The sequence below is a fragment of the Aeromonas allosaccharophila genome (genome assembly GCF_000819685.1).
Taxonomy (GTDB): Bacteria; Pseudomonadota; Gammaproteobacteria; order Enterobacterales; family Aeromonadaceae; genus Aeromonas; species Aeromonas allosaccharophila.
Genome location: NZ_CDBR01000074.1, coordinates 17,051 through 33,767 on the forward strand (window position 1 = coordinate 17,051; position 16,717 = coordinate 33,767).

Annotated in this window: 17 protein-coding genes; 5 read left to right on the top strand and 12 right to left on the bottom strand. The window is 60.1% G+C overall.

What is annotated here, in order from left to right; translation table 11 throughout:
* Positions 1–32 precede the first annotated feature (32 nt).
* From BN1115_RS13030 to BN1115_RS13045, 4 genes are all read right to left on the bottom strand, one after another.
* Positions 33–893 carry a PA4780 family RIO1-like protein kinase gene (locus tag BN1115_RS13030; RefSeq protein ID WP_042657487.1) on the bottom strand — a complete coding sequence of 287 codons (861 nt, stop codon included), beginning with the start codon at positions 891–893 and terminating at the stop codon, positions 33–35.
* A gap of 193 nt (positions 894–1,086) precedes the next feature.
* Complete coding sequence (locus tag BN1115_RS13035; protein WP_042657488.1) at positions 1,087–2,082, bottom strand: LpxL/LpxP family acyltransferase; 996 nt, start codon at positions 2,080–2,082, stop codon at positions 1,087–1,089.
* A 150-nt stretch (positions 2,083–2,232) separates the two neighbouring features.
* Complete coding sequence (locus BN1115_RS13040; protein WP_042657489.1) at positions 2,233–3,222, bottom strand: lipid A biosynthesis (KDO)2-(lauroyl)-lipid IVA acyltransferase; 990 nt, start codon at positions 3,220–3,222, stop codon at positions 2,233–2,235.
* A 255-nt stretch (positions 3,223–3,477) separates the two neighbouring features.
* Positions 3,478–4,470, bottom strand: coding sequence for a TDT family transporter (locus BN1115_RS13045; RefSeq protein WP_042657490.1), 993 nt, complete (start codon positions 4,468–4,470; stop codon positions 3,478–3,480).
* 102 nt (positions 4,471–4,572) lie between these two features.
* Between BN1115_RS13045 and BN1115_RS13050 the strand changes: the two genes are divergently transcribed.
* Complete coding sequence (locus tag BN1115_RS13050; protein ID WP_042657491.1) at positions 4,573–5,478, top strand: LysR substrate-binding domain-containing protein; 906 nt, start codon at positions 4,573–4,575, stop codon at positions 5,476–5,478.
* Positions 5,479–5,580: 102 nt separating this feature from the next.
* Here the strand turns inward: BN1115_RS13050 and nfo are convergent, their stop codons facing one another.
* Positions 5,581–6,423, bottom strand: a complete 843-nt coding sequence (gene nfo / locus BN1115_RS13055) for a deoxyribonuclease IV (RefSeq protein WP_042657492.1) — start codon at positions 6,421–6,423, stop codon at positions 5,581–5,583.
* A gap of 154 nt (positions 6,424–6,577) precedes the next feature.
* Here nfo and BN1115_RS13060 point away from each other — a divergent pair, with 154 nt between their 5' ends.
* Positions 6,578–6,856 (top strand): hypothetical protein, encoded by a 279-nt coding sequence (locus BN1115_RS13060; RefSeq protein ID WP_128821717.1) that lies wholly within the window; start codon positions 6,578–6,580, stop codon positions 6,854–6,856.
* A 183-nt stretch (positions 6,857–7,039) separates the two neighbouring features.
* Here BN1115_RS13060 and BN1115_RS13065 read toward each other — a convergent pair whose 3' ends face one another.
* From BN1115_RS13065 to BN1115_RS13085, 5 genes are all read right to left on the bottom strand, one after another.
* Complete coding sequence (locus BN1115_RS13065; RefSeq protein WP_042657494.1) at positions 7,040–7,264, bottom strand: DUF3955 domain-containing protein; 225 nt, start codon at positions 7,262–7,264, stop codon at positions 7,040–7,042.
* 294 nt (positions 7,265–7,558) lie between these two features.
* A complete protein-coding gene (locus BN1115_RS13070; protein WP_005333445.1) occupies positions 7,559–7,888 on the bottom strand; it encodes a YbaB/EbfC family nucleoid-associated protein in 330 nt (109 codons plus the stop codon).
* 114 nt (positions 7,889–8,002) lie between these two features.
* Positions 8,003–10,588, bottom strand: coding sequence for a DNA polymerase III subunit gamma/tau (dnaX, locus tag BN1115_RS13075; protein ID WP_042657495.1), 2,586 nt, complete (start codon positions 10,586–10,588; stop codon positions 8,003–8,005).
* A gap of 172 nt (positions 10,589–10,760) precedes the next feature.
* Entirely contained in the window at positions 10,761–11,306 is a 546-nt protein-coding gene (gene apt / locus BN1115_RS13080; RefSeq protein ID WP_042058966.1) for an adenine phosphoribosyltransferase, read from the bottom strand.
* Between the two features lie 134 nt (positions 11,307–11,440).
* Entirely contained in the window at positions 11,441–11,818 is a 378-nt protein-coding gene (locus BN1115_RS13085; protein WP_019445809.1) for a YbaN family protein, read from the bottom strand.
* Positions 11,819–11,941: 123 nt separating this feature from the next.
* Between BN1115_RS13085 and dusC the strand changes: the two genes are divergently transcribed.
* The 3 genes from dusC to BN1115_RS13100 all read left to right on the top strand — a co-directional run bounded on the left by dusC (position 11,942) and on the right by BN1115_RS13100 (position 14,233).
* Complete coding sequence (dusC, locus tag BN1115_RS13090) at positions 11,942–12,886, top strand: tRNA dihydrouridine(16) synthase DusC (protein WP_042657496.1); 945 nt, start codon at positions 11,942–11,944, stop codon at positions 12,884–12,886.
* Between the two features lie 97 nt (positions 12,887–12,983).
* Positions 12,984–13,352 (top strand): TraR/DksA family transcriptional regulator, encoded by a 369-nt coding sequence (locus tag BN1115_RS13095; RefSeq protein WP_042657497.1) that lies wholly within the window; start codon positions 12,984–12,986, stop codon positions 13,350–13,352.
* A gap of 125 nt (positions 13,353–13,477) precedes the next feature.
* A complete protein-coding gene (locus tag BN1115_RS13100) occupies positions 13,478–14,233 on the top strand; it encodes a substrate-binding periplasmic protein (RefSeq protein WP_042657498.1) in 756 nt (251 codons plus the stop codon).
* Between the two features lie 95 nt (positions 14,234–14,328).
* Here BN1115_RS13100 and yjjG read toward each other — a convergent pair whose 3' ends face one another.
* Together yjjG and BN1115_RS13110 are read right to left on the bottom strand one after the other, a co-directional pair.
* A complete protein-coding gene (gene yjjG, locus BN1115_RS13105; protein WP_042657499.1) occupies positions 14,329–15,009 on the bottom strand; it encodes a pyrimidine 5'-nucleotidase in 681 nt (226 codons plus the stop codon).
* 14 nt (positions 15,010–15,023) lie between these two features.
* Complete coding sequence (locus tag BN1115_RS13110) at positions 15,024–16,523, bottom strand: M17 family metallopeptidase (RefSeq protein WP_042657500.1); 1,500 nt, start codon at positions 16,521–16,523, stop codon at positions 15,024–15,026.
* Positions 16,524–16,717: the final 194 nt, after the last annotated feature.

A 16,717-nucleotide genomic window follows, 5' to 3' on the forward strand; every position in this document is an offset into this window, starting at 1 on the left:
TAAGGCGCTCTGGTGGTGAGAGTGGCAAACCCTCAGTAACTGTCTTCCTGCTCAGCCTTCATCCGCGCCTGACGAGCATATGCCTCCTCTTCGGCGCTCTCGATCTCGTGCAGCACGGAATCGAGATCGATGGCGGCACGGCTCTCTTCAAAGTGGCCGGTCAGCTCGCTCTCGGGGGTGAGCTTGCCATCTTCAAACAGCGCCCACATCTCCTGGGCATAACGGGTCTTGAGCAGCTCGGGCGCATACATGCCGTAGTAGTTGCGCATGTTGTTGACGTCCCGCTCCAGCATCGCCTTGGCCTGGTTGTTGGCGGCGGCATCCACCACCTGGGGCAGGTCGATGATGACGGGGCCCTGGCTGTCCACCAGCACGTTGAACTCCGAGAGATCGCCGTGAATAAGGCCGGCACAGAGCATGCGCACCACATAGCGGATCACCTTGTGGTGATCGATGACCGCCTGCTCGGGAGTGAGTGCCACATCGTTGAGGCGCGGCGCAACGTTGCCATCCTCGTCGGTGATAAGTTCCATCAGCAGGACGCCATCGAGGCAGACATAGGGCTGCGGCACCCTCACACCGGCAGCAGCCAGCTTGAACAGAGCATCGACCTCGGTGTTCTGCCACACCTCTTCATGCTGCTTGCGGCCGTACTTGGAGCCTTTCTCCATGGCGCGGGCGCTGCGGCTGTTACGCACCTTGCGCCCCTCCTGATAGACCACGGCCTGCTTGAAGCTGCGCTTGGAGGCCTCTTTATAGACTTTGGCGCAGCGGATCTCGTCGCCGCAGCGCACTACATAGACGTCGGCCTCTTTGCCGCTCATCAACCGGCTGACGACCTCATCGACCAGGCCGTCATCAACCAGAGGTTGGATTCGATTTGGAATTTTCATGGCCGCCCTTTTACCCTATTTCCGCTCTCGAAGATAGCTCCGCGCACGCTCACCTGCCTCTCCCTTTCATAAGACACCCTTTTATCCCCTGTTTGCGCTGTTTTTGTCCAGCTGAGCGCCTGAAAAAACGGCACGGCCGCTTACCTTAACCCGCCGCTGAAGCAACAAAAATGGCCCGCAAGCGGGCCAACTTTCAAGGCTCTGGCGGCAAGCCCTGACGAATGCGCCGGATCCCCGCTTCATAGAGGCCGTCATCCCCCACCGGATGCTCCAGGGTTTCGAAAATCTTGAGAAACCACATGTACTGCTCGGGATGGCGGGCCACCTGCATCTCCACCACCCGGTTCATGGCATTGACATCCGCCAGCAGATCCGGGGTGGGATAGGGATCGAATGGCGGCTCGATCTCCAGCAGATAGCGCCCCTCATCCTCGTCATAGCTGGCGAAGATAGGCACCGCTCTGGCCCCGGTCAGCTTCACCAGCTTGGGCAGCGCCGGCAGGGTCGCCTTGGGATGGCCGAAGAAGGGAACAAACACACTCGCCTCGCGGCCATGATCCTGATCCGGCAAATAGAAGAAGCTGGCACCGGCGCGGATCGTCTTGACCGCCGGCTTGATGCCGACACTGCGCTCATACACCTTGCCCGCCTTGGCCCGCTCGCGGTTGATGTACCAGTCAAACACCTGATCTTTCGGGCTTTTCATCATGGTACACATGTTGATACCCATCATGGAAAAGTAGCGACCGATCATATCGACCGCCCAGGTGTGCGGCACCACCAGGATCAGTGGCCGACCCGCGTCCTGCTCCACCTGCACATGCTCCCAGCCGGTGACCTTGATACGGCGGGTCAGCCGCGCCTTGCTGCGCCAACTGAGCTCGCCAAAGCCCATAAAGGTCTTGAGCCCGACCCGGATCGATTTGAGCAGCAGCGCCTGGCGCCCGGCGGCATCCAGTTCGGGAAAGCAGATCTTGAGGTTGGTATCGGCAATATAGGCCTGCTTTTTCGAGAATCGCAGCAGGGTTGGTGAGACCAGATCGGCAAAACGGTCCCGCAGCCTCGCCGGGGTAAATGCCAGCAGGGAGAGCAGCCCCAACGCGCACCAGCTCCCCCACCATTTTGGATGGAGCAGGCGACTATGAAATGAGGTATCAAATACCGGATCTAACGGGGACATGGCGGCCATCAAGTCATCAAAAACAAACAGTTATTGTAGTTATCCTGACATTTTTTTCTACCCTCAAGGGGCTGGCCACCAGCCTGCAAGGCACTGATCAGACGAGTCATCATAAAAAATGGCCCACATGGGGCCATTTCAATGCATACAAATTCAGGATCAGCCGTGAGGCGACAATCCCTTGCGGATCCGGCGGATACCCTCTTCGTAGCGGCCATCCGGCCCCTCCTGATCTTCACGGGTATCAAAAATTTTAAGGAACCACATGTACTGACCGGGATGACGGGTCAGCTGCTGCTGCACCATATCGTTCATCCGGCAGGTGTCGGCCATGACATCATCGGTGGGATAGTTGTCGAACGGCGCGTCAATCTCCAGCCTGTAGCAGTGGTTCGCTTCATCGTAACAAGCGAGCAACGGCACCGCCTTGACGCCACTGACCTGCACCAGACGGGGCAAGGCAGGCAGGGTCGCCTTGGGGTGGCCAAAGAAGGGGGCGAAGATGCTCTTCTCGCGGCCGTGATCCTGATCCGGCAGATAGAAGAAGCTGCGACCGCTCTTGATGGTTCTGATCACCGCCTTGATCCCGGCGCTGCGCTCATAGACGCGGCAGCCGTTCTTGGCCCGTGCCCGGTTGAGGTGCCAATCAAACACCGGATTGCGCGCCCGTTTCATCATGGTGCACATAGGCACCCCGCGCTGGGTGAAGCAGTAACCGGCGGCATCCACCGGCCAGGTGTGGGGCACCACCAGGATCACCGGCCGACCGGCTGCCCGCTCCGCCTCGATATGTTCCCAGCCACTCACCTGCATCCGGCTCATCAGATAACGCTGGCTGCGCATGGTGAACTCGCCGAATCCCAGCAGACTCTTGAGGCCGACCCGGATCGAGGTCAGCGCAATGGCATCGCGCACTTCCGGGCTCTTGTCCGGGAAGCAGATCTCCAGATTGGTTCTGGCGATATAGAGCTGCTTTTTGGACACACGCAACACCAGCGGCGCCAAAGCATCAGCCAAACGATCGCGCAATCGCACCGGCACAAAAGCCAGCAGCATCAGCAGGCCAAGGGCCAGCCAGCTGAACCAGTAACGGGGATGCAGAAAACGGGTTTCAAAGGAGGAGTTAAATACGGGATCTTGGGGAGACATGATTCGGGGTCAAGCAAAAAAGTTGTGGTGCATTGTAGTCATCCTGACAGGTAATACCAGTTAATTTCATGGCCAGCAACCCGACACGAGCGCGAGCTCAAAAAACCACAAAAAAATGCCCCGCACTGCGGGGCATCTTGCTTATTACACAACCAGAGTGGTGGCTCTTTGTCCATCCATCGTATGACTGGTCGTTTATCCCGTCGCTCTCTGAGCGCACTGCTTGACCATGTTCCGATGTCACATCGTCAAGATTTAACGGTGAGCACCCTGGCGGGCCATGCCGTTGTTCATTGCGGTATCACGCTGCGGCAGAAAGAACATCAGGTAACGCAGTGCCACATAGCCGACGATCACGGTGGCAACCCCCAGCTCGAAGTGGGCCAACAGTCTGATCTGCTCGACGTAGTGATTCCCTTGCGCAAACCCGTCCACCAGATGGGCCACTTTGAACAGGGCAGTGGCACCGATCACCAGCGGGAAGGTGAAGGCGGCATAACCCGGCGAGAAGGGCAGACGCAGCAGTTTGATGAAGGCCAGATAGATGATGCCGGTCATCAGGATGGCGATCCCCAGCAGCACGGCCACCAGCAGCAAGGAGGGATCTTGGCTGACGGTCAGGTAACCGGCCAGAGAGAGGCTGGCAGGGGCCGCCAGAATGGCGATGGTCGGTTTGGCGGCATCCGGCACTTCATGGCTGAAGATCAGGCGATAGAGCATCAGCGGCAACATCAGGCCGTAGCAGATGATCCCGAACCAGAGCAGGCCGTTGGCCAGCGGGGCAAACTGACCGCCCGGGAAGGCGACGTCAGCCACGATGATCCCCACCGGCGGCACAAACCAGCTCGGCACCATGTGGTGGATTTCAAACTCTTTGGCGCGATGCCAGATAAAGGTGGCAAGGAACAGCAGGTGAACCGCCACGGCAAACAGCCAGAGGGCCTCGCCCGCTTGCGGCGCAATCATCCCCAGCGCTTTCGAGACCACCATGGTACCCATGGCATAGGTCGGTACCACGCTGCCCACCACGGGGTGAGCGAGATCCTGCAACAGCAGGCGGGGATGAAGCAGAAACTTGAAGGTCAGGATCACCAGCAGCACGGCGGCAACGGCGGCGCCCAGCAGCTGCATCCGGCCATCGAAGTGACCGGCATTCTCCCAACACCAACCAAGGCTGGCGATGCCGAGCGCCAGACCCGCCATGGGGGTTGGGGCGGCAGCCAGTGATTTACGGGTTCTTGCGATCATGATGACACCTTTCTATTGATGACTATGGCGATAGGATAATGGCCCCTTATCGTTTACGATATCTAAATGAATTAAATCAATCGTTCAGGAAAACCAAACAGCATGAAACTGACCCTGCAGCAGTTGAAAGTGTTCGCCACCATTGCCCGCTACGGAAACCTTGGCCTTGCCGCCAACGAGCTCTGCCTGAGCAAGGGGGCCGTCTCCCAGTCGCTGCAGGAGCTGGAGCGCCAGCTCTCCACCCCGCTGTTTGACCGCATTCACCCCAGATTGCAGCTCAACAACGAGGGGCGCCTGCTGCAACCGGCCGCCGAAGAGCTGCTGACCCGGATGCAGGATATCGAAAACCTGTTCAGCCCCGATGCCGAGCCGAGCGGTAAGCTGCGCCTGGGCGCCAGCCAGACCATCGGCAACTACCTGCTGCCGACCCTGCTCGCCAGCAGCAAACAGGAGCTGGGGCTGCCCCCCAAGGTGACCATCAACAACACCCACCTGCTCTGCCATGCGCTGGCCAACTTCGAGCTGGATATGGCGCTGATCGAAGGAGAGAACCACCACCCCGACCTGCTCGCCGAACCCTGGCTGCAGGACGAGATGCTGGTGGTGGCTCCCCCCGGTCACCCTCTTGCCGACGAGCCGGAGCTCTCCCTCTCCCGACTGGGCGGCGAGACCTGGGTACTGCGTGAAGCGCAATCGGGCAGCCGCGAGCAGTTTATCCAGCAGATCCAGCCCGAGCTGCCCCGCTGGCAGGCAGGGCTTGAACTCAATACTCTGGAAGCGGTGATGCTGGCGGTAGAAAAGGGGTTGGGGATCTCCTTTATCTCCCGGCTGGCGGTCTCCGATCGGCTCAAGGATGGCCGACTGGTGGCCCTGCCTCTCACCCGCCGCTTCCCGCGCCAGCTCTCCCTCATCTGGCACAAGCAGAAGTACCACTCCGCCTCCCTGCGCCACTTTCTCCACTTCTGCCGGGCTCAGATGAACGATACCGAGGTGATCAGCCCGGACTAACCCCCGGCCAGATCATCGCTAGCAAACCAGAGCGCCTATGGCGGAAAAGCAACATGCAGAGAGGGAGCCATGGCTCCCTCTCTTTGATCCGCTCGCTGACTATCACTTTGCCAGACTGCGCAACCAGCTGATCTCCTCGCCCCAGATGGACTCGTCGATGGTCTCGAGGATCAGCGGAATGCGATCGAAACGATCATCATTCATGATGTGGTGGAACACAGCCTCCCCCAGATTGCCCTCCCGCAAGCTGTGGTGACGATCGACCCGGCTGCCGAAGGTGCACTTGGCGCCGTTGATATGCATCCCCTTGAGATAGTGAAAACCCACCGTGCGGTCGAACTCGGCAAAGACGGCGGCGCAGCTCTCGGCGGTGCGCAGATCGTAGCCGGCGGCAAAGGCGTGACAGGTATCGAAACAGATCCCGACCCGGCTCTTGTCCTCCACCCCCTCGATGATGGTGGCGAGCTGCTCGAACGACCAGCCGAGGTTGGTCCCCTGCCCGGCGGTATTCTCGATCACCGCCGTCACCCCCTCACTGCGCTCCAGCGCCCAGTTGATCGACTCGCTCACCAGCTTGAGGCTGGCCGCCTCGGGGATCTGCTTGAGATGGCTGCCAGGGTGGAAGTTGAGATAGCAAAGCCCCAACTGCTCGCAACGCTTCATCTCGTCGAGAAAGGCATCACGGGATTTGGCCAGACCATCGGGATCGGGATGGCCAAGATTGATGAGATAACTGTCGTGGGGCAGGATCTGCTGTGGCAGAAAACCGGCCTTGTCACAGGCCGCCTTGAAGGCGCGGATGGTGGCCTCCGCCAAGGGGGCAGCCTGCCACTGACGCTGATTCTTGGTAAAGAGGGCAAACGCGTTGGCCCCGATGGCCTGGGCGCGGGCGATGGTATTCTCCACCCCGCCGGCCGCACTGACGTGGGCTCCGATATATTTCATACAATCTCCTCAATACGGCAAGCCGCCATTATGCCGATCTCGCCCAATCCCGCCAAACCGGAATAGTCGATAAGCCTGATCGTTTTTGGGGGCTAAAAAGGATTCGTTCAGGTTCGAGCTGTATGATATTCACTCCATGACCGAGGAGCTTGCGATGAACCTGCCGATGATTGACAACACCAAAGAACCCTTGCTGAAATTTGCCTCCATGCCCCCCCATCGCCAATGGGCGACGGCGTCAGCGGCAGGGATTGCCCAATTCCTCGAAAATCAGGGCAAAACTGTGCATGCGCCCCGTTTCAAGGCCGAGCCGGACACCCGCCTGGCGGACGAGATCCGGGGGGATGATTTGCTGCCCTATCTCGCCAATGCCGTGACGCACTACTTCAGCACCCCGATGTCAATTGAAGAGCTGTTTCTGCACGCCAAATAAGCGAAAGCCACCCCTTTTACAACGCATCTGGCTGTTGCCCGGCCAGACCCCATACCGATGAGATCACCGAGCACACCTTTGCTCATCTCGATGTACGGTTGCCTCCCTCCTGCGCAGTGGTAGTCCGCGGGATGCCTGGATCAGGCATCCCGCAGCCTCGTCCACCATCCCCACCCCAAGGCGTTATGTGCGACCGTGATGGCGCAGCCACACACCCTTGACTGCCCCGGCCAGCAGCAACAAGATCGCCACACCAAGCAACAACAAACCGATGGGGATCAAGCCGAAGGGTTCATGCAAGGTGCCATCTTCATCGACGGTAGAACCAATCAGTTCAAAAGCCACCAGACAGCACACGCCCATGGCCGCCAACACGGCGCCGGTACGCATCATGATTGTCATGATCATCAAGCACTCCTTTTCATCTTGAACGAGCCACCCATTCTCCATCCCGATGTGAAGGGAGGGTGAAGTGAACGAGGCTTTTCGATTAAGGACGAACGACCAGATGCGATCGACAAAAGACGGCGCTGGGCGGCGGGTGAGCAATAGCAGGCAGGCAAGGGCTTGAGCGGCGCCCATAAAAAAACGCAGCGTATCGCCTGAGCAATAACGCTGCGTTTTTGGGTCTCTCGGCCGTCCCCCTTGCCGTGACCCGAATGGCCAGCGACAAGGGAGCAAGAATGCGTGGGGAGAGTCGCCTTAGAAGGGCATTTTAAAACCTGGCGGCAGTTGCATGCCACCGGTCAGTTCGCCCATCTTGGCCTTGTTCTGCTCTTCCACACGACGCACGGCATCGTTGCAAGCGGCGGCAACCAGATCTTCCAGCAGCTCCTTGTCATCTTCCATCAGGGAGGGGTCGATCTCGATGCGACGGACGCTGTGGCTACCAGTCATGGTGACCTTGACCATGCCAGCACCGGCTTCACCGGTCACTTCCATCTGAGCCAGCTGCTCCTGCGCCTTCTGCATACGCTCTTGCATCTGTTGGGCCTGTTTCATCAGGTTCCCCATTCCACCTTTACCAAACATATGTCGTCTCTCGTCTTGAAATCCGGCATCCAGCGCCGGGCTGTGGGCTTGTCTGTCCTAGATGGGGACAGCCAAACTGCTTTTCAACCGGAAGCAAGCTCCCGGCCACGGAATTTAGCGGTTGAGGGGCTCGATGCTCTCGTGATGAAGCACGGCACCAAACCGCTGAACTAAAAACTGCACGTTGGGATCCTGCTCCAGATCCCGGGTCACCTGCTCCCGCACCCCGAGATAAAGGCGATGCTCGATCTCGAGGGGGGTCTCCTGGTCAGGCACCACGCCAAGCGTTACCTCGACCTGTACCGGTTGCCCCAGCGCAGGCCCAATGATCTCGGCCAGATCGGCGCGCGCCTTGTCGCTCACCAGATGGCGCTGCTCGGGCTTGAGGGTTAGCAGTACCTTGTCCCCTTCCCGCATCATCACCGAGTTGATGGCCAGCTGGCGCAGCCGACCACCCACCTGAGTGTGGGCGATCAACTCGGCCCAAGCGTCACCACAACCATTGAGCAGCGAGGAGGGAATAAGGCGGGTCGCCTCTCCCTCTTGCGGCTCGCTGTCGCTCTCGAGCTCATCCCAGTCGATGGTCTCCATCACCGGCTGAGCGGGCTCATCCTGCGTCACAAGGGCAGCGGCCACCGCCGTGGTGGCAACGGGTGGCTGGGTCGCTGGGGCGGGCGTCACCGCAGGCACCCCAGCACTGCGCTCACCGGGTCGATAGCTCGGCTGTCCGTCGAGATCCCAGGGTGGCAGATCGGTTGGCTGGGCCGGTTCCGTGACAGGGGCGTGGCTCATCACCTGAGTCTGCCCGGCAAATCCCTGATTGAGGTACTCTTCGTATTCCCCGTTGTCACCCTGTGGCTCGTAGCCATCGCCATAGAAATCCACCGGCGGCAGATCATCATAGTGACCCATCGCCGCCATCCCCTGCCCGGCCGGTTGGCCGACCGGAGCTGGCTGTTGCGAGACGACCGGTGCAGCAGCGGGCGCGACAGGGCGAGCTGGCGCAACCGGCACTGCGCGCGGCGCGGGCGCCGCCGGGACATCCTGACCACGCTGACGGCTGCGCAGCATGTTTCGCTTGCCAAGCAGGCTCTGCATGCTCGATACCGCAGATACCGGTTCAGCAGCGGCAACAGGCGTTGCTGTCGGTTCGAGCGCGGGCTCGAAGGGGGCGGTCAGCGGCTCACCATGGGAATAGTCGGTATCGGCAGCTGCATGTTCGCCAGCATCAGCGGGCTGTGCATCTGAGTGCGCAGACACATCGGGCTGCACATTTGGCAGAGCAGGTTCGGGTTGATAACCCATGCCCGCAGCTTCGCGCAGCAGCTCATCCTGCTGACTGAACAGCTCGGCGGCTTGCGCCTCCTCCTCGCTGTTGGCAGCGTTAGCAGTGTCATCCACCATCGCAGGCTGGGAGGCATCAACCGCAGGTACAGCACGGTTGGCAACAGGGCTGGCTAGCGGAACAGGCACGGCGCCGCTGATCGGTGCCAGTGCGGCCGATTCAGCGGCCGGGCGCTTTCCCGGCAAGGAGGCTACCGGCGTGGCGCTGCTCGCCGCACTGCTCGTCATTGACGGGGGCAGCGCGGTGAGGCTGGCCGGATGCAAGGCATCGCGCCGTGGCGAGAAGGCGAGCATCCGCAGGCAGGTCATCTCCAGCGCGGTGCGGCCATCGGGGGCCCAGGGCAGATCTTTACGGCCACCCAGCACAATCTGGTAGCAGAGCTGCACCTCTTCCGGACTCATCGCCTTGGCCAGTTGCAGCAGGGAATCGGCATCCGCCCCCTGCTCCTGCACACTGGCAGGCAGCAGCTGCGCCATGGCGATACGATGGAGCAACCCCTCCAGCTCGGCGTGGAGCTGATCAAAATCGGGGCCCAGAGTAGCGATCTCGGTGATCTTGGCCATGGTCGCGGGGGCATCTTGCCGCAAAATGGCTTCCAGCAGCTGGTGCAGATGACGGTGATCGAGCGTCCCCAGCATCGCCAGCACGCTCTCGAGGCGCACGCTGCCATTGCCGTGGGCCAGCGCCTGATCCGTCAGGCTCAAGGCATCGCGCATACTGCCGTCGGCGGCTTTGGCCAGTGCCAGCAGGGCGCGCGGCTCGAAGGGTTGCCCCTCCTGATCCAGCACCCATTCGAGCTGCTTGGCGATCTGGGTCTGATCCAGACTCTTCAGATGAAACTGCAGGCAGCGCGAGAGGATGGTGATCGGCAGCTTCTGCGGATCCGTGGTGGCCAGCAGAAACTTCACATAGGGGGGCGGCTCTTCCAGGGTTTTCAGCAGCGCGTTGAAGCTGTGACGCGACAACATGTGCACTTCATCGATGAGATAGACCTTGAAGCGGCCACGGGCCGGGCGGTACTGCACGTTGTCGAGCAGCTCACGGGTATCTTCCACCTTGGTGCGGGACGCCGCGTCAATCTCCAGCAGGTCGACAAAGTTGCCCTGATCGATCTCGCGGCAGGTATCGCAGACACCGCACGGGTGACTGCTGATCCCCTGCTCGCAGTTGAGGCTCTTGGCCAGAATACGGGCGATGGTGGTCTTGCCGACCCCGCGGGTACCGCTCAGCAGATAGGCGTGATGCAGCCGTCCCTGATCCAGGGCGTTGGTCAAGGCGGTCAGCACATGTTGCTGGCCTACCACTTGTTCAAACGTATGGGGGCGCCATTTACGCGCCAGAACCTGATAGCTCATAAATCCATCATGCAGGGAAGACAGGGCATTGAGGCCGGATGCTAACACAAATGGACGGGAGGCTGTATCGGCTATCGGTCAGAGCGGGAGGGATCGCTTGAATTTCAAACCGATGCCCGCACGGGCACCGGTTCAACACAGGCCCGATGCGGATGATCGAGCCAAAGAGGCATTACTCGCCAGCCAGTTCGACCAGTGAGAGTACCTTGATGCCAGCCGCAGTCAGGCGGGCATCGCCACCCAGAGACGGCAGGGAGATGATGAAGGCCGCATCGGCCACTTCACCACCGGCGCGGCGGATCAGCTTGACGGTCGCATCGACGGTACCGCCGGTCGCCAGCAGATCGTCCACTACCAGCACCTTGTCACCGGGCACGATGGCATCGGTGTGCAGTTGCAGGGTGTCGGTGCCGTATTCGAGGGCATAGGACTCCTCGATCACGTCGCGCGGCAGCTTGCCCGGCTTGCGGACCGGCACGAAGCCCAGCCCCATGGCGAAGGCAACCGGTGCACCGAAAATGAAGCCACGGGCTTCGGTACCAACAATCTTGGTGATCCCTTGATCACGATAATGATTGGCCAGCAGATCGATGGTGGCCTTGAAGGCTTCGGCGTTCTCGATCAGGCTGGTGATGTCACGAAACAGAATGCCCGGCTTCGGATAGTCGGGAATGGTCTTGATGCTTGCTTCGATAAATTTCAGGGTTTCCGGATTCATGTGTTGACCGCTTATTTTTTTGACCCAGGGGTGGCCATTTTTTCTCAATTCCCTTCTGCGGGAAATAAAAAAGCCTGTCACGCAAAAATGACAGGCCGACTCCATAGCATTATTGCTGCAATAGCTTAGGGACTTCACTTCGCCATTGCAACTGGCTCCAGCACCGGCAGGCGCATTAACCAGGTGAGCAGGATCACCATTATGACAACCAGCAGCCCCTTGACCCACAGCAGTGGCACCACCGCCAGCGACACCGAGAAAGTGAGCAAAATGAAGATAATGGCGCGCCGTCTGGCCTGACGACGAATGCCGCGATACTGCTGCCAATCCACGATGGGTGGGCCAAACCAGGGATGGGTCAGCAGCCAGCGATGAAAACGGGGCGACGAGCGGGCAAACAGGGCGGCGGCCAGCAACATGAAGGGGGTAGTCGGCAAGAGCGGCAGCACAATGCCCACGATACCGGTGGCAAATGCCAGCCATCCGAGCGCCATCAGACACCAACGCTTCATTCCTTCTCCTTGCGTGATTTATCTCCCTCTAGCCTAACAGAGTTTGAGCGGGTGCTGACAGCGGGCCGCAACCCCACTACAATCTGCGCTCTTTTTTCTCCCCATTCTCGTCGGAAAGCCGTTATGCGCGTTATTTTGGCCCCCATGCAGGGGGTACTGGATCACCTGATGCGGGAGGTCCTCACCTCCGTCAATGATTACGATCTCTGCGTGAGCGAGTTTATCCGGATCGTCGATCAGCTGCTGCCCGCCAAGGTGTTCTACCGCCTCTGCCCCGAACTGCTGCAAGATGGCAAGACCCGCGCAGGCACCCCGGTGCGGGTGCAACTGCTGGGGCAACATCCCGAGTGGCTGGCCGAGAACGCCGTGCGCGCCATCGAGCTCGGCTCCCCCGGGGTCGATCTCAACTTCGGCTGCCCCGCCCCCACGGTCAACAAGAGCAAAGGCGGTGCGGTGCTGCTCAAGGAGCCCGAGACCATCTACCGCATCGTCAAGGCGGTGCGCGACGCGGTGCCCGCCCATCTGCCGGTGAGCGCCAAAATTCGCCTCGGTTACGATGACAAGGAGCTCTATCTGGAGAACGCCCAGGCGGTCTTCCAGGGGGGCGCCAACGAGCTGGCCGTCCATGCCCGCACCAAGCGCGAAGGGTACAAGGCCCCCGCCCACTGGGAGTATGTGGATGCCATCCGCCGCGCTCTGCCCATCCCCGTCACCGCCAACGGCGAGATTTGGGATCATCAGGATGCCCTCGCCTGCGCCAGCGTCTCCGGTTGCGATGCCCTGATGGTCGGGCGCGGCGCCATCTCCCTGCCCAATCTGGCTAACGTGATGAAAACTGGCTGCCCGCACATGAGCTGGGCCGAGGTGCTGCAGTTGATGGTGAGCTACACCGAGCAGGATCTGGCCAGCGAGAAAGCCGACTACTACCCCAGCCGCATCAAGCAGTGGTTCAGCTACCTCAAGCGGGAATATCCCGAGGCGGACCTGCTGTTTCAGGAGATCAGGGTACTCAAAGAGACCGACCCCATCCGCGATGCCCTGTTGCAAGCGGCCAAAAGCCACGGCTAACCACGTTTAACTTGACGCATATCATCTTGATAGAGTTATCGGGTCCCTATACTGCCCCGAATCTGTCGTCTGTCCTATGGGGGATAATGTGTGTGAAATGACGCAAGCACAGTTGACTGTCTGGCGTAATCGCCTGCTGTCCGACTGGGCCCAAGTACGAGAAACGCTGATCGGTCAACTGAAAGCCTGCCGCCGTGACGAGTGGGCCGAGCAGGTCGGTCACTGCGATCAGGATCAACTGGTTGAACTGACCAGCCGGCTGGATCTGCCGAAGGTAGAGCAGAGCGTGGCCCGCCTCAAGCGGATCGACGCGGCACTCTGCCAGATGGATCTGGGCATCTACGGCCTCTGCTCCGATTGTGAAGAGCCGCTGGCCATCGAACAGCTGGAACAGGATCCGACCCTGCAACGCTGCCCGCGCTGCGAAACCCGCTATCGCAAGGGATTCCACGCCCACGAACTGTGAGGGATGCACATATGTGCATCCGCTCAACCCTCAGCACTGGTTACTCCGTCATTCCTGTCCAATACTCAACCGTATCAGCCTGCCCGAGGGGATGCGTTGTGTACCGACTCTTGTTGTTATGGTGTTTGTGTTGCCAGGCGCTGGCACAGGAGTCATTGGTCGTCGGCTGGGTCAACTGGCAGCCCTTCAGCTTTCGCAATGAACAGCAGCAGCTTCGCGGACTGGATGTGGAACTGCTCGACGCTATCTTCCAGCGCGCCGGTTATCAGGCCCGATTCAGTGAAATGCCCTGGGCGCGCGTGTTGCACGAGCTGCAATTTGGCACGATACAAGTTGGCATGTCTGCCAATATGACCGCCGAGCGGCAACAATACGCCCGCTTCAGCCACCCCTATCGGGAAGAGGAGACGGTTATCGTCGTCCGCCGCCAGGAGGCCGAACGCTGGCGCGGGATCACCACCCTCGACCAGCTTGCCAATACCCCAGACTTTCATCTCGGACTGCTCAAAGGCTTTGATTACGGCGATACCTTCCGCCAATTGATGACCCAACCCGACATGCAGCCCCGCTTGCAGATGCGCTTGCGGCTGGAGCAGCTACTGAAAATGTTGCAGGGGGGGCGGATCCAGGGATTTATTCTCGATCCCCACGGGCTGCAGGAGTGGCGCAATCAGGGGACGCTACCGGATGATCTGCATATTCTGCTGCGTATCGAGCTGACACCGGTTCACCTGATGCTGAGCAAAGAGAGCACCACAGAGGCGCAACTGAAGCGGATCAATCAGGCGATCGATCAATTGAAACAGAGCCCCGACTATCAGCAGATCCTCGATCGCTACCGGTTCACCCCCCAACATCCATCAGCCTCTCAACATCCATAACAGAGAGGGGAGCCTCGGCTCCCCTCTCTGTTTCTGTCTGCCACACGCTTGCCACCTCTCGCGACAGACTCTTATTCCATCAGACACCACGGCACTCAGTGCCCCAATACAATCCCGGCAAGATGGGAAAAGTGGTGGATCTCGTGGGTTGCCCCACTGTCGCCCGCTTGCCGCTCGGGGTTGTACCAGCAGGTCGCCAGCCCCTGCGCCGCCGCACCGGCGATATCGGTTTTCGGGTTATCGCCCACCATCAGTACCCGGGCCGGATCCGGCTGTCCCATCAAGGAGAGAGTGTGCTGGAAAATGGCGGGATCAGGCTTGGTCACCCGGATCTCGTCGGAGATCACCAGCGGCTCGAACCACTCGCTCCAGCCCAGTTTGCCGAGCCGCCCGCGCTGGGGCACGCTGAAGCCATTGGTGATGATCCCCATCCGCACCTTGCTGCGCAGCTGCTGCAGGGTGTCGAGCACGCCCTCAAGGGGCATGCTCAGGGCGACAATCTGCGCCAGAAAGGTGTTGTTCATCGCCATGGGATCGGCGTCAACCTGCTGGGCAAAGAGGGCAAAACGGGTCTGCTGCAGCGCCGTTGCATCGATCTCGCCGTCGTTGTACTGCTGCCAGAGCCCGTGGTTAATGGTGTGATACTGCGCCATGGCGACGTCATCGGCCTCCACACCATAGATCGTTAGCGTTCGGGCCAGCGCCTCGGCGACCGGGAAATCGAGCAGGGTTTCATCCAAATCGAACAGCACCCAGTCATAGCTTGGTTGTTTCACAGAACTCCTTGTTATCAGTCAGATGGATCAGTGGTATGTCGGCCGATGCGACCCAGCGGGCTGGCCAGCAGATCCAGGGTGAGCCGCACGCCAAAACCGGTCACTTCGCTGGAGACCACCCCATTGCCCCCCTTGTTGCGAAAACCACTCAAATCAAAATGCAGCCAGGGGGTCTGCTCGGGCACGAAATGAGCGAGAAAACGGGCCGCATCGATGTGATCCGGCGAACTGCCCGGCGCACATTGCAGCAGATCGGCCCACTCGCTCTCGATGTTGTCGTCGTAATCATCATCGAGCGGGAAGGGCCAGATCCGCTCGCCGCTGCGCTGACCCAGATTGACCAGCGAGACCAGCCACTCGCTGCGGTTGCTAAAAACGCCGCTGTAGCGGCTGCCCAGCGCCCGCTTGCAGGCACCGGTCAGGGTCGCATAGTCAATCAACAGATCCGGGGTATCCTGCGCTGCCATCGCCAGGGTGTCGGCCAATACCATTCGCCCTTCGGCATCGGTATCGACCACCTCGATGGAGGTGCCATTGATGGCGGTCACTACCTCGCCGGGGCGATAGGCGTGAGGGCCGATATGGTTCTCGGCAATGGCCAGCCAGCAGTGTACCTCGTAGGGTAGCTGGGCTCGGCTGATGGCGTAGAGGGCCCCCAGCGCCACCGCACTGCCCCCCATGTCGAGATGCATGCCATACATGCTGCCGGAGACCTTGAGGTTATAGCCACCGGAGTCGTGGCAGATCCCCTTGCCAACCAGCGCAATGCGGCGCACCGGCTTGGGCGGGTAGTAGCTGAGCTTGACCATGGCCCCCTGATTGTCTTCCGAGCCACGGGCGACCGCCAGAAACGCCCCCGCCCCCAGCTCGGCCAACTGTGCCTGATCATAATGCTGACATAGCCACCCCTCATCTTGCGCCAGTTGGCTGACGAACTCGCGATAGCTGGCGGCAGTGAGCTCGGAGGCGGGCAACACCGCCAGATGACGAGCCAGTCCGTTTCCCCCCGCTTCGCTGTAAAGGCGCGCCAGATCAAGCACCACCGCGGGAGAGACAATGATCTGCTGGTAAGTCCAACCGCTCTCGTTGCGACTCTTGCTGGTCGGTAGCGGCACATTGGCGGCCAACAGGGCAGAGAGCAGCAACTCGGCCAGCATCACTCGTTCAGCAGGGGAAAATCCCTCCAGATGCAGCCCGAACCGCTCCAGTTTTAGCCCCGACAGCGGTGCTATCCAGTTTCTTACCTGCTTATAGAGACGGTGATCCCGCGTCACACTGCTGGCCACAAACACCACCTGCAACAGGGTATTGCCATGCATCAGGGTAAAGGGGGACTTTTGTCCGAGGGCAAGCAGGGTTTTGACACCGGCAAACTGGGGCTGTGCCAATAACGCCTCTTTCTGCTCTTCGGCGATCACCAGCAACTGCAGCGGCAATCCCATGGCAAGGGCCTCGGCCAGGGTGGCATCCTGACTCTCGATAGCGGGGGGAAGATAGGTGAAGGGTGTGATCACAGGAGAGCGCCTCATCCATGAAGAGATACCTGATGATACCTAACAAATGGTTGATGCGACCAGTTTTGGTCTTGAAAAAGCGTCAGAAATAGCAGCAATCACCAGCTGACGACTGGCATCAAGGATGATTGTTCAATGAAAGAAAGCGTAGCAATACAAGAAGGGAACGATCAGAAGTTGGTTGCGGGGGCCAG